The sequence below is a fragment of the Nonomuraea sp. NPDC050202 genome (assembly GCF_040656115.1).
Classification (GTDB): domain Bacteria; phylum Actinomycetota; class Actinomycetes; order Streptosporangiales; family Streptosporangiaceae; genus Nonomuraea.
Genome location: NZ_JBFALF010000027.1, coordinates 1 through 12,463, shown reverse-complemented (window position 1 = coordinate 12,463; position 12,463 = coordinate 1). Strand labels below are relative to the sequence as shown.

11 protein-coding genes and 1 pseudogene are annotated in these 12,463 nt (G+C 73.2%); 3 read left to right on the top strand and 9 right to left on the bottom strand.

Annotation, left to right across the window (positions count from 1 at the left end):
• Positions 1 to 80: 80 nt before the first annotated feature.
• Positions 81 to 542 (bottom strand): GNAT family N-acetyltransferase, encoded by a 462-nt coding sequence (locus tag AB0I79_RS44975; RefSeq protein WP_357886908.1) that lies wholly within the window; start codon positions 540 to 542, stop codon positions 81 to 83.
• Positions 543 to 679: 137 nt separating this feature from the next.
• Between AB0I79_RS44975 and AB0I79_RS44970 the strand changes: the two genes are divergently transcribed.
• Positions 680 to 1,900, top strand: a complete 1,221-nt coding sequence (locus tag AB0I79_RS44970; RefSeq protein ID WP_357886905.1) for a benzoate/H(+) symporter BenE family transporter — start codon at positions 680 to 682, stop codon at positions 1,898 to 1,900.
• Between the two features lie 15 nt (positions 1,901 to 1,915).
• On the opposite strand, the gene AB0I79_RS44965 is transcribed toward AB0I79_RS44970, so the two are convergent.
• Positions 1,916 to 2,596, bottom strand: a complete 681-nt coding sequence (locus AB0I79_RS44965; RefSeq protein WP_357886902.1) for a FadR/GntR family transcriptional regulator — start codon at positions 2,594 to 2,596, stop codon at positions 1,916 to 1,918.
• Positions 2,589 to 4,076: a malate dehydrogenase (quinone) gene (gene mqo / locus AB0I79_RS44960; RefSeq protein WP_357886899.1), complete on the bottom strand. Its 1,488-nt coding sequence runs from the start codon at positions 4,074 to 4,076 to the stop codon at positions 2,589 to 2,591. The genes AB0I79_RS44965 and mqo overlap by 8 nt, the downstream gene beginning before the upstream one ends.
• A 163-nt stretch (positions 4,077 to 4,239) precedes the next feature.
• Between mqo and AB0I79_RS44955 the strand changes: the two genes are divergently transcribed.
• Positions 4,240 to 5,055 (top strand): TIGR02452 family protein, encoded by an 816-nt coding sequence (locus AB0I79_RS44955; RefSeq protein WP_357886896.1) that lies wholly within the window; start codon positions 4,240 to 4,242, stop codon positions 5,053 to 5,055.
• 79 nt (positions 5,056 to 5,134) lie between these two features.
• Here AB0I79_RS44955 and AB0I79_RS44950 read toward each other — a convergent pair whose 3' ends face one another.
• From AB0I79_RS44950 to AB0I79_RS44925, 6 genes are all read right to left on the bottom strand, one after another.
• Positions 5,135 to 6,148 carry a P1 family peptidase gene (locus AB0I79_RS44950; RefSeq protein WP_357886894.1) on the bottom strand — a complete coding sequence of 338 codons (1,014 nt, stop codon included), beginning with the start codon at positions 6,146 to 6,148 and terminating at the stop codon, positions 5,135 to 5,137.
• Entirely contained in the window at positions 6,145 to 6,810 is a 666-nt protein-coding gene (locus AB0I79_RS44945; protein ID WP_357886891.1) for a hypothetical protein, read from the bottom strand. Before AB0I79_RS44945 ends, AB0I79_RS44950 begins: the two co-directional genes overlap by 4 nt.
• 54 nt (positions 6,811 to 6,864) lie before the next feature.
• The gene (locus tag AB0I79_RS44940) at positions 6,865 to 7,620 is read right to left on the bottom strand and encodes an ABC transporter ATP-binding protein (RefSeq protein ID WP_357886888.1); all 756 of its coding nucleotides are present in this window, start codon (positions 7,618 to 7,620) and stop codon (positions 6,865 to 6,867) included.
• Positions 7,617 to 8,714: an iron ABC transporter permease gene (locus AB0I79_RS44935; protein WP_357886885.1), complete on the bottom strand. Its 1,098-nt coding sequence runs from the start codon at positions 8,712 to 8,714 to the stop codon at positions 7,617 to 7,619. The genes AB0I79_RS44940 and AB0I79_RS44935 overlap by 4 nt, the downstream gene beginning before the upstream one ends.
• Complete coding sequence (locus AB0I79_RS44930; RefSeq protein ID WP_357886882.1) at positions 8,711 to 9,721, bottom strand: ABC transporter substrate-binding protein; 1,011 nt, start codon at positions 9,719 to 9,721, stop codon at positions 8,711 to 8,713. Before AB0I79_RS44930 ends, AB0I79_RS44935 begins: the two co-directional genes overlap by 4 nt.
• A 142-nt stretch (positions 9,722 to 9,863) precedes the next feature.
• Positions 9,864 to 10,367 (bottom strand): hypothetical protein, encoded by a 504-nt coding sequence (locus AB0I79_RS44925; protein WP_357886879.1) that lies wholly within the window; start codon positions 10,365 to 10,367, stop codon positions 9,864 to 9,866.
• Between the two features lie 162 nt (positions 10,368 to 10,529).
• Here AB0I79_RS44925 and AB0I79_RS44920 point away from each other — a divergent pair.
• Positions 10,530 to 12,463: pseudogene (locus AB0I79_RS44920) on the top strand (DNA-directed RNA polymerase subunit beta); the annotation flags it as partial.

The following is a 12,463-nucleotide window of genomic DNA, read 5'->3' as shown; positions in this document are numbered from 1 at the left end:
GGGTCCGGCGGCATGCGGGCCCGCGCGGCATGCGGGCCCGCGCGGCATGCGCCACGGTGGCCGGCTCCTCGTGAAAGCGCCTAATCGAGCACGCGGGTGAACCGGACCGCCTCTTCCCGATAGCCCACGGCAGCGTAGAAGCGCCGGGCGGTCGTGTTGCCCGCCGCCGTCTCCAGCGTCAGGTGGCGCAGCCCCTGCCGGCGTGCCCAGTCCTCCGCCGTGCTCAGGAGCCGCCGGCCCACCCCCGTGCGGACGGCGTGCGGCGCGACGGCCAGCTCGCCGATGTAAGCCTCCACCGGCCCGGTGAAGTGCCGGTGGGTGTTGACGGAGACCATGCCGACGACCCCGCCGTCGGCCGTGGCCACGAACACGGCCCCACGCTGCTCCGGCGAGGGGGTGAAGAAGCCGGCGAGCCACTGCCGGGCCGCTTCTGCAACGGCGCCGGGGTCGCGCCATTCGGCCACCCCCTCGGTGAGCTGGGAGGCGAGCTCCATGACGGCGTCGCGGTCCTCTTCCCGAACGGGTCGAATCTGGACGTTCATGGGGCCTCAGCATGTCATCTCCTCCTCCGACGCCCCATGGGCCCGACCCTGCCGGGCTTGTCCCGTGGTGCCCGCGTGGCTAGGGTTCGTTCCGTATGTGGAACGACGGGGAGTCCGGCGGCATCGGGGGAGTGGGCGTGCGCGTTCAGGCGGTCATGGCGGGGCTGGTCAGCGCGGTGGTCGGCTACGCCAGTTCGTTCACCGTCGTGCTCGCCGGGCTGCGTGCCGTCGGGGCGACACCGGGGCAGGCCGCGTCCGGGCTGCTCGCCCTCTGCTGCGGCATCGGGGCGGCGGCGATCTTCCTCGGGCTGCGGTACCGCATGCCGATCAGCATCGCCTGGTCCACCCCCGGCGCGGCACTGCTGGTGGCCACCGGCCCCGTGCCCGGCGGTTTCCCGGCCGCGGTCGGCGCGTTCATCGTCTGCGCCGGGCTGCTCGTCCTCGCCGGGTTGTCGCCGTGGCCGGCCCGGGCGATCGCCGCCATCCCGCGCCCGATCGCCGGCGCCATGCTGGCGGGCGTCATCCTCAGCCTGTGCACCGCACCGGTCCGCGCCGTCGTCGACGTCCCGCTGCTGGCCGTGCCCGTCGTCCTGACCTGGGCGGTGTTGCAGCGCTACCTGCGGCGGTGGGCCGTTCCCGGCGCTCTCGCCGTGGCGGTCATCGCCATCGCAGTGCACGGGCCCGGCGACGGCCTGTCCGGCGCGGCGCTGCGGCCCGCGGTCGAGCTGACCGCCCCGGCGCTGAGCCTGCCCGCGGTGGTGAGCATCGCCATCCCGCTGTTCCTCGTCACCATGGCCGCGCAGAACGTCCCCGGCATGGCGGTCATGGCGACCTACGGGTACGCGCCGCCCCTGCGCCCGGTCCTCGTCGCGACCGGGCTGGCGAGCGCGGCGGCGGCGCCGTTCGGCGGTCACGCCGTCAACCTGGCCGCGATCACCGCCGCGCTGACCGCCGGCCCGGACACCCACCCCGACCCCGGCCGCCGGTGGATCGCGACGGTGGCCCTCGGCGCCGGTCAGCTGGCGCTCGGCCTCGGCGCGGGCCTGGCCATGGCCCTGGTGCTGCTGTCCCCGCCCGTGCTGGTCACCGCGGTGGCCGGCCTCGCGTTGCTGTCGGCGCTCGGCTCCTCGCTGGCCGGCGCGGTGACCGAGCCGGAGGGACGGGAGGCCGCGGTGGTCACCTTCGTGGTCACCGCGTCGGGGATGACGATCCTGAGCATCGGAGCGGCGTTCTGGGGCCTGGTCGCGGGCGGTCTGACGGCACTCCTGCTGCACAGGCGGGCGCCGTCGGAGACCTCGGCCGGGGAAGCGGGGGAGGAGCGTCCCGTGGCCGGCGTGCCGGCCGGTCAGCGTCCGTAGGGGAAGGCCGTGCGCTCAGCCCGTGAGCCGCGCCATGGAGGCGTCGAGGTGGGTGCGCATGGCGGCGGCGGCCCCCACGGCGTCCCCCGACGCGATCGCGTCGCGGATCCGGCGGTGCTCGCCGAGCACCTGGTCGAGATGGCCGGGGTCGGGCTCGGGACCGGCGTACGGGCGGGTGATCGCGCCGGCGCCCAGCGTGTCGAGCAGGTCGAGGTAGAAGCGGTTGGCGGTGGCGGCGGCGATGGCGCGGTGGAAGGCGAAGTCCGCCTCGACCGCGTCGCTGGCGCCGCCCCGGACCGTGGCCGTGCGGCGCAGCGCGGCGTCCACGGCGGCCAGCGTGGCCGGCGTGCGGCGGACGGCGGCGAGCGCGGCGGCCTCCACCTCGATGCCGCGCCGCAGCTCCAGCAGGTGCAGCCGGTCACGCGGGTTGCGCACCGTGCCGAGCGAGTGGGTGAAGTCCTGCGCCGCCGGTCTGGCCAGGACGGACGAGCCGCGCCCGCGCCGCGTCTCCACCAGCCCCGCCGCGCGCAGCCGCGAGATGGCCTCGCGTACGACGGTGCGGCTGACGTCGAACCGGACGGCGAGCTCGCCCTCCGACGGCAGCAGCGCGCCGGGCTGCCACTCCCCGCTCCCGATGCCGCGCCGCAGCTCGCCCTCCACCCGATCGGCGAGGCTCGCGCCGTGCTCGTCAGCCATGGTCCAGGCCCAGGGCTCCGGCGGTGCGCACGGTGAGCTCCCGGAGCAGGTCAGGCTCCTCGGACAGGGAGACGCTGTAGGAGGGGAGGAGGTCGCGCAGCACGGGGCGCCAGTCACGCAGGTGGCCGGGGAAGGCGCGTTCGAGCACGTCGAGCATGATCGCCACGGAGGCGGAGGCGCCGGGGGAGGCGCCGAGCAGGGCGGCGAGGCCGCCGTGGGACGACGTCACGACCTCGGTGCCGAAGCCGGCGATCGAGCCCCGGCCGTTCACCCGCTTGACCACCTGCACCCGCTGGCCGGCCGTGACGAGCTCCCAGTCCTGCGGCCGCGCGTCGGGGACGAACCGGCGCAGCGCCCGCAACCGGCCGCCGCGGGTCTGCGCGAGCTGCCCGACGAGGTAGCGCAGGAGGTCGCGGTTGTCGCGGGCCGCGCCCAGCAGCGTGCCGGCGTTGCGTGGGGTCACCGACCGCGGCAGGTCGGACAGGCGGCCGCGTCTGAGGAAACGCGGCGAGAACGCGGCGAAGGGCCCGAACATGAGGTACGCGCGGCCGTCCACGACGCGGGTGTCGAGGTGCGGCACCGACAGCGACGGCGCGCCCGGCTCGGCGTGGCTGTAGACCTTGGCGTGGTGGCGGGCCAGCAGCCCGGGGTCGGCCGAGCGGAGGAACCGGCCGCTGATGGGGAAGCCGCCGTATCCCCGCGTCTCCGGCACGCCGGCGCTCTGGAGCAGCGGCAACGTCCCGCCGCCCGCGCCGAGGAACACGAACGGGGCGCGTACGAGGTAGTCGCGGGCGCCGTGCAGGTCGCGCACCCGCAGCCGCCAGGACCGCCCGTCCCGCCGCAGCGACCGCACCTCGTGACCGGTCCGCACGTCGGCGCCGTCACCCGCCAGGGCGGCGAACAGCCGCCGGGTGAGCACCCCGTAGTCCACGTCCGTGCCGCCACGGGTGCGGCAGACCGCCACCGGCCCGCGCCCGGGGCGGCCGGCGAACATCAGCGGGAGCCACCGTGCCATGACGTCCTGGTCGGTGGTGAGCTCCATCCCCTCGAACAGCGGATGCGCGCGCAACGCCGCGTGGCGCAGCCGCAGGTGCTCCACCCCGGCGGCGCCGTGCGCGAAGGCGTAGTGGGGGACCGGCCGGATGAAGCCCGCTGGGTCGCCGAGCGTGCCCTCCTCGACCAGGCGCGCCCAGAGCTGCCGGGAGAGCTGGAACTGCTCGTTGACCGCGATGGCGCCGCTCACGTCGATCGAGCCGGCGCCGGTCAGCGGCGTGTAGTTGAACTCGCAGAGCCCGGCGTGGCCGGTGCCCGCGTTGTTCCAGGCCGACGAGCTCTCCAGGCCGAGGCCGTCCAGCCGTTCGAGCACCAGGACCGACCAGTCCGGCCGCACGCGGCGCAGCAGCGCGCCGAGGGTGGCGCTCATGATGCCGCCACCCACCAGCACCACGTCGTAGTCGGCCCGTCCGGCCTGGGCGATCACGCGTTGTCCTCCACACCTGTATGACAAATCCATGTCTTGTATAACAGGTCGTGTCACGTGGTCGCGCCGGAGGTGCCCTGATGGCCGGGTCAGGTGCGGGTGGGGCCGGGTGGAGGGAAAATCGCTTCTTTCACCCGGCGATCACCGCTTACGATCAGGACGCGTGAGCGGAAGGTTGCGCCAGATCGCGGCGGACAACGAGCGGATCGCCGCCGACGGCCGCTATCCGGCAGCCGGCGGCACGACCGTGGAGGTCGGTCCCGCGCTGCGGGACGCCGTCGCCGGCACCGTGAGCCACCCGCCGGACGGCCCCATCGCCTGGAAGGGCGCCGGCACGTACGCGACGGCCTTCGAGGTCACCGGCGAGGGCAGCCTGGGCGCGGCGCGGCGGCTGCACCTGGACGGCGCGGCAGGGATCGCGCTGCTGAACTTCGCCTCCGCCCGCAACCCGGGAGGCGGCTACCTCGGCGGCGCGAAGGCACAGGAGGAGGACCTGTGCAGGCACTCCCTGCTGTACTCCTGCCTCCTGCGGGCGCCCGACTACTACGCCGCCCACCGGGCCTCGGCCGACCTGCTCTACAGCCACCGCGTCATCTGGTCGCCCGGCGTGCCGGTGCACCGCGGCGAGGACGGCCGGCTGCTGGCCGAGCCGTACCTCGTCTCGTTCCTCACCTCGCCGGCGCCCAACGCCGGGCAGGTGCTGCGCCGCGACCCCGGCGCGGGCGAGCGGATCCGGCGGGCGCTGGCCGAGCGGGCGGGGCGCGTCCTGGCCGTCGCCGCGCATCACGGCGCCCGCACGCTGGTGCTGGGCGCGTGGGGGTGCGGCGTGTTCCGCAACGATCCGCGCGAGGTCGCCGGCGCCTTCCACACCCACCTGACCGGTGACTTCGCGGGGGTGTTCGAACGGGTGGTGTTCGCCGTGCGTGATCGCGACCCGGACTCGGCGAACCGGGCCGCGTTCGCCGGACGCTTCCTGTGAGCCGGGCGCTGCAGCCCCTGAAGAACTCGCCCCGGTCGAGCATGCACGGCCCGGAGCAGCCGGCGGGCACGGGCCACGGTCAGGCCCGCGGCCCTGGCGGTGCCGAGCGCGCCACGGCGTCGTAGGGCACCGCGTGGCTCGTGTGCCCGTGGACCCCCGTCGTGGTCGTCGCCATGAACAGGGAGTTGAGCAGCGCCTCCTCCACCGCGTCCAGGACCGCCGCGAACACCGGGTCCAGCGCGGCATCGGGCAGGACCGGCGACCGGGAGGCCGTGCTGAACGCGATCGCGTAGTCACCGCTCCCGTGCGAGTACGACGCCCCCACCCGCCCCATCGCGAAGATCGCCCGCCGGGCGAGCCGGCCGAGCTGCCGGGCGTCGAGCGGCGCGTCCGTGGCCACCACGATCATGCACGAGTTGCCCGGCGGCTCCGGGCGGCCCGCCCCCGGGACGAGCTCCTCGACCGGCATCGGGACGCCCCGGACGGTCAGCACCCCACCGAAGTTGGCCTGCACCAGCGCCCCCACCGTGACAGGGACGCCGTCCACCACCTGCCGCCTGGACGAGGTGCCGATCCCGGCCTTGAACCCCAGGGCCGTCGTCCCCGTGCCCGCACCCACGCATCCCTCCGCGGGCAGGCCGCCCGAGGCGCCCTCCAGCGCGTCGAGGACGTGGCGCTCGGTGATCGGGCGGCGCCGGATGTCGGACAGGAAACCGTCGTTGGTCTCCCCGACGAGCGGGTTGAAGGACAGCCCGCCGGGGTGCAGCCCCATCAGGTACGTCAGCACCGCGTCGGCCGCCCTGAACACCGACAGCGTGCCGGTCAGCACGATCGGCGACTCCAGCACGCCCAGCTCGTCCACCTGGGTCGAGCCGACCAGCTTGCCGTACCCGTTGCCGGTGTGGACGGCCGCGGGCAGTGGCCGCACGGGCCGGGGAACGATCGCGGTGACCCCGGTGCGGAGGGCGGCCCCGTCGTCGATCGTGGTGTGCCCCACCAGGACACCCTCGACGTCGGTGATCGCGTTCAGCGGTCCGGTCGGCAGCGGGCCGACGACGACGCCGAGCGAGCGCGCCCGCGAGCGCCCGTTCAAGGGCCTTCCTCGGCGGGCGGCAGGTACGGGCGGAAGTGGTCGGCCACGAGGCCCTCGACGGCGTCGGCGTCGAGCGTCCCGTCGATCTCGAGCACGCGGATGCCCAGGCGGCGCGCGGAGCGGACGGCGTCGTCGGCGACGAGGCGGTCGCGTTCGAGCCGGTTGCGCTGGGCCCGCTCCGGGTCGCTCACCCCGGCCCCGACGGCGGCGGCCCGGCTCAGCTCACGCACCTGCCGGTCGCGGAACGCCGCGGTGGGCACCATGACGACCATCCGCCGGGGCGAGTCGACGATCGGCGCGACCAGCTCGGGCCGCAGCCCCCAGCCCTCGGCGATGATCGGCCGCCACGAGACGAGCCCCCGCAGGTCGTCCAGGGCCCACTCGAACCGGACCGGGAAGCCGGCCAGCGTTTCGGCGGCCAGGTCCGCCGGCGTGCCGCGCACCCACATGGTGTCGGCGTCCGGGCCACCGGGAGGCTCGCCGAGCCTGACGCGGCGGGCCACGCGGCGGTCGTCGTGGCCGCGGGCGTCGTGGTAGTCGTAGTGGTAGGCGGTCAGCCCGTGGCGCAGCGCCAGCAGCCGCGCCACGGTGGACTTGCCGGCCCACTGCCCGCCGCCGATCCACAGCGTGCGGCTCAGCGTGCCGAAGGGGTCCCAGGTCACAGGGGGCGTCCTCCTCGTCGTACGCGAGTGGTGATCTTCACACGGTAGCGACCGTCACCCCTCTTCCTTGAGCCGTTCGAAGACGAGCTGGGTGCGCTGGACGGCGCGCACCCCGTACACCCGGGAGATGAGCTCGGGGGTGAGGACGTCGTCGGGCGGGCCGCCGGCCACGATGCGGCCGGCGTTCATCACGTAGAGCCGGTCGCAGAAGGCGGCGGCCTGGTTGAGGTCGTGCAGCACGGCCAGCGTGGCGATACCCAGCTCGGCACCCAGCTCGCGCACCAGGTGCAGGATCTCGAGCTGGTGGCGGATGTCGAGGTGGGACGTGGGCTCGTCCAGCAGGAGCAGGCGGGTCTCCTGGACCAGCGCGCGGGCGAGCAGGACCCGCTGCTTCTCGCCGCCGGACAGGGTGGCGAAGACGCGGTCGGCGGCGCCCGCCAGGCCGACGCGGTCCAGCGCCCGCGCGTACCGCTCCTCGTCGGCGGCGGCATCGGGCCTGTACGGGGTGCGGCCCATGGAGACGATCTCGGTCACGGTGAAGTCGAGGTCCGCCGGGATCTCCTGGGCGACGACGGCGGTGCGCTGGGCGGCCTGGCGGGCGGGCAGCCGGTGCACGTCCTCGCCGTCCACGGAGATGAGCCCGGCGCAGGGGCGCAGCGCCCGGTAGATCGTGCGCAGCAGCGTCGACTTGCCGCAGCCGTTCGGCCCGACGAGGGCCACGAACTCGCCGTCGTCCACCAGCAGGTCGGCCCCGTGCACGATGGGGTGGCCGTCGACGCCGACGGACACCCCTCGCAGGTCGAGCCTCACGTGACGCTCACCGCCCGGTCCACGGAGCGCCGGCGCAGCAGCCACAGGAAGAACGGCACCCCGAACAGCGCGGTGACGATGCTCAGCGCGAGCTCCTGCGGGGCGTTGACGGTGCGGGCGGCGATGTCCACCAGTTGCAGGAAGACGGCGCCGAGCAGGGCGGTGACGGGCAGCACCCGGCGGTGGTCGGCGCCGACGAGCAGCCGGGCGGCGTGCGGCACGATCAGGCCGACGAACGCGATCGCCCCGCTGGTGGCCACCAGCACGCCGACCAGCAGCGAGGTCAGCACGAACAGGATCAGCCGGAAGCGGTTGACGTTCACCCCGAGCGATACGGCCGTCTCCTCCCCGGCGGCGATCGCGTTCAGCGGGCGGTGCTGCAGCAGCAGGTACGTCACCCCGGCGGCCAGGACGACGGCCGGCAACGGCAGCATGTGCCACCGGGCCCCGCCGAGGCTGCCCATCAGCCAGAACAGCACCTGCTGGGCGGCCCGCCCGCTCTGCGCCAGTTGCAGGACGAAGCTGTAGCCGGCCTGGAACAGGTAGGCCAGCGCCACCCCGGCCAGCACCAGCCGGGACGGAGTGAGCCGGCCGGACCGCTGCGCCAGCGCGTACACCAGGCCGAGGGCGAGCAGCGAGCCGGCGAAGGCGGCGGCCGACAGCGACAGCCCGCCCAGCGCCGAGGCGCCCAGGATGAACACGCACACCGCGCCGAACGAGGCGCCGGAGGAGATCCCGAGCAGGAACGGGTCGGCCAGCGGGTTGCGCACCAGTGCCTGCAGCACCGCTCCGACCACCGCCAGCCCGGCCCCGACGAGCAGCGCCAGCAGCGCCCGCGGCAGCCGGAACTCCCACACGATCTGCTCCTGCACCGGCGTCCACGTGCGCGGCACCAGGCCGGGGACGAGACGGTCGGCGACGATGCCCCACGCCTCGGGCAGCGCGACGTGCACCGCGCCGATGCTCACCGCCAGCCAGGTCGAGGCGAGCGCGGCCACGGCGAGGGCGACGACGAGCGGCACGAAGCGGCGGCCGCGCCGGCGGGCCGGTCCGGCGCTCACCGCCATGGTGGGCGCCACGTCCTGGGTGGTCATTGCGCGAAGGCGTCCGGGTGCAGAAACCGGGCGATGTCGGTGACCGCCAGGATGTTGCGGTAGCCGGGGTGCTGGGCGGCCACGGGCAGGGCGAGGTAGCGCCTGTCCTTGGCGGCCGGGCTGTTCCTGGCGATGGCGAACGCCTCCTCGGCCTTGGCGGGCGAGCTCGGCATGTCCTCGCCGCGCAGCGTGGCGTAGTCGCTGACGAGCACCGCCTCGGGCTGGGAGGCGCTCACCTTCTCGACGCTGACCTCGGTGTAGTCGCCCTTGACGTCCTTGAGGACGTTCTCGCCACCGGCCGCGGTGATCATCTGGTTGGTGATGCCGGAGCCGCCGTAGGCGTTCACCGGGCCCTTGCCGCCGTCGGTGGCCAGCACCTTGACCGGGGTCCGGCCCGCGACGCGCTTCTTCACGTCGGCCAGCCGGCCCTGCAGCTCGCCGACGAGCTTCTCGGCGCGGTCGGAGACGCCGAAGATCTTGCCGAGGTTGCGCAGGTCGGTGAAGGTGTCGTCGATGGTGAACTGGAGCACCTCCTCGGGGCTGCACCACCCGCCGAGGATGTAGACCGGGCTGCCGGCCGCGTCCAGCTCCTCCACGGTGGCATAGCCGCCGGCGGCGTCGAAGCCGGCCATCGCGTTGTCCAGGACGAAGTCCGCGCCCTGGGCCAGCATGGCCTCCTTCTGCGGCAGCATGATCGTTTCGGAGATCTGCGGGATCTCGTCGTACTGCTCCTTCTGGCCGGGCAGGAACGCGCTCTCGCCGAAGTAGGTGCGGCCGGCGATCCGGTCGCCCAGACCGAGGGCGAGCAGGGTCTCCAGCGAGGGGTGGTAGCCGGTCACCACCTTGGACGGCGGCTTGTCGAAGGTGAGCTTGCGCCCGCAGTTCTCGACCGTGACCGGGAAGCCCGCCTGCGGCGCGGCGGTGGTCTCCGCCTGCTGCTGGGCGGCGGGGGCCTGACCGCACGCGGTCAGCGTCAGCGCCGCCACCAGGGCGAGCAACCTTCTCATGATCCGGCTACCGCCTTCTCGCTGATGATCGGCAGGGCTGGGGCGGTGCGGAGCGGGCGGCTCATGTGGCTAGGTCTCCGGTGGTGAAGGTTGGACGATCGTGGCCATTGTGCACATATGCCGCAATTGCCAGCAACTTGCATTAAGCGTCCGGCCGGTGCCAGAGGTCCCGCACGCGGGCGGCGGCGGTCCGGACGGGCAGGCGGGTGGTGTCCAGGCGGATGTCGCCCGCCGTGAAGGCGGCCTGCCGGGCGTGCAACTCGCGGAACTCCGCCGGCGTGAGGTGCACGGGGCGGCCCGCCGCCCGCCGCCGCGCCTCGGCCAGGTCCACCACCAGCTCCAGGATCAGCACGCCGGGCAGCGACTCCCGGTAGAGCGCGGCGGTGTCGTCCGTCAGCACGTCCGCGATCACCACGTCGATGCCCGCGGCCAGGAAGTTGGCGGCCAGCGCGCAACCGTTGAGCACGCCCAGGCGCCGCTGGCGCCGGCCCTCCTCGCCCTCCCAGGGCGCGGCGTGGCCACTCACGACCAGGTGGCGGACGTCGTCGATGTCGATGAAGGCGGCACGCGGCCGGTCCTGGGCGACCAGGCGGCCGATCGTGCTCTTGCCCGCCGCGGGAGGGCCCGTCAGTACCAGCGCTCGCATGACACGATCCTGCTTCACGGCCGCCGAATTGACGAAGGCGCGGGGTGTGTGGGATATTGATGGCGGCACATGAAGTTGACACTACTAATAGGTGTGGACTTCCGTTTGCCTGTTGCGTTATGCTGCCCTCCCTCGCCTTCGTATCCTCCGGAAGGACATCTGTTGGCAGCCTCGCGCAACGCCTCTCCCATTCCCGCCGGCCCCCGCCGCGTCTCCTTCGCGCGCATCCAGGAGCCTCTCGAAGTTCCCGACCTTCTCGCCCTGCAGACCGAGTCGTTCGACTGGCTGCTCGGGAACGAGCGGTGGAAGGCCCGGGTCGAGGCGGCTCGCCAGGCCGGACGCAGGGACGTCCCGGCCCAGTCGGGCCTCCAGGAGATCTTCGAAGAGATCAGTCCGATCGAGGACTTCTCGGGATCCATGTCCCTGTCGTTCCGCGACCACCGGTTCGAGCCGCCGAAGTACTCCGTGGACGAATGCAAGGAGAAGGACATGACCTTCTCCGCCCCGATGTTCGTCACGGCGGAGTTCATCAACAACACCACGGGCGAGATCAAGAGCCAGACGGTGTTCATGGGCGACTTCCCGCTCATGACGCCGAAGGGCAGCTTCATCGTCAACGGCACCGAGCGGGTCGTGACGTCGCAGCTCATCCGCTCGCCCGGCGTCTACTACGAGCGCAATGTCGACAAGACGTCCGACAAGGACCTGTACGGCTGCAAGGTCATCCCGTCGAGGGGTGCCTGGCTGGAGTTCGAGATCGACAAGCGCGACAGCGTCGGCGTGCGCATCGACCGCAAGCGCAAGCAGCCTGTCACCGTGCTGCTCAAGGCGCTCGGCTGGACCAGCGAGCGCATCCTCGAACGCTTCGGCCGGTACGAGTCGATGCGGGCCACCCTGGAGAAGGACCACACCGCCGGCCAGGATGACGCCCTGCTCGACATCTACCGCAAGCTGCGGCCGGGTGAGCCGCCGACCAAGGAGTCGGCGCAGACCCTGCTGGAGAACCTCTACTTCAACCCCAAGCGCTACGACCTCGCCAAGGTGGGTCGCTACAAGGTCAACAAGAAGCTCGGCCTCGGCCTCGACATCGACGTCACCGTCCTGACCGAGGACGACATCGTCGCGGCCGTCGAGTACCTGGTGCGGCTGCACGCCGGCGACGAGCCGACGGGCCTGCCCCTGGAGGTCGACGACATCGACCACTTCGGCAACCGGCGGGTGCGCAGCGTCGGCGAGCTGGTCCAGAACCAGGTCCGCCTGGGCCTGGCGCGCATGGAGCGCGTCGTGCGCGAGCGCATGACCACGCAGGACGTCGAGGCGATCACGCCGCAGACCCTGATCAACATCCGCCCGGTCGTGGCGTCGATCAAGGAGTTCTACGGCACCTCGCAGCTGTCGCAGTTCATGGACCAGACCAACCCGCTGGCCGGCCTGACGAACAAGCGGCGCCTGTCCGCGCTCGGCCCCGGCGGCCTGTCCCGCGAGCGGGCCGGCATGGAGGTCCGTGACGTGCACCCGTCCCACTACGGCCGGATGTGCCCGATCGAGACCCCCGAAGGCCCCAACATCGGCCTCATCGGTTACCTCGCCTGCTTCGGCCGGCTCAACGCCTTCGGCTTCGTCGAGACGCCGTACCGCAAGGTCGTCGACGGCAGGGTGACCGAGCAGATCGACTACCTCACGGCCGACGAGGAGGACCAGTACGTCATCGCGCAGGCGAACTCGCCGCTGACGGCGGACGGCGCCTTCGCCGACCATCGCGTGCTGGTCCGCACCAAGGGCGGCGAGTTCGAGTACGTACGCTCGGGCGAGGTCGACTACATCGACGTGTCGCCGCGCCAGATGGTGTCGGTGGCCACCGCGATGATCCCGTTCCTGGAGCACGACGACGCCAACCGGGCCCTGATGGGCGCGAACATGCAGCGTCAGTCGGTTCCGCTGCTCAGGAGCGAGGCGCCGCTGGTCGGCACCGGCATGGAGTACCGTGCCGCGACCGACACGGGCGACGTGATCAGCGCCGAGAAGGCCGGTGTGGTGGAGGAGGTCTCGGCCGACTACATCACGGTCATGAACGACGACGGCACCCGGACGACGTA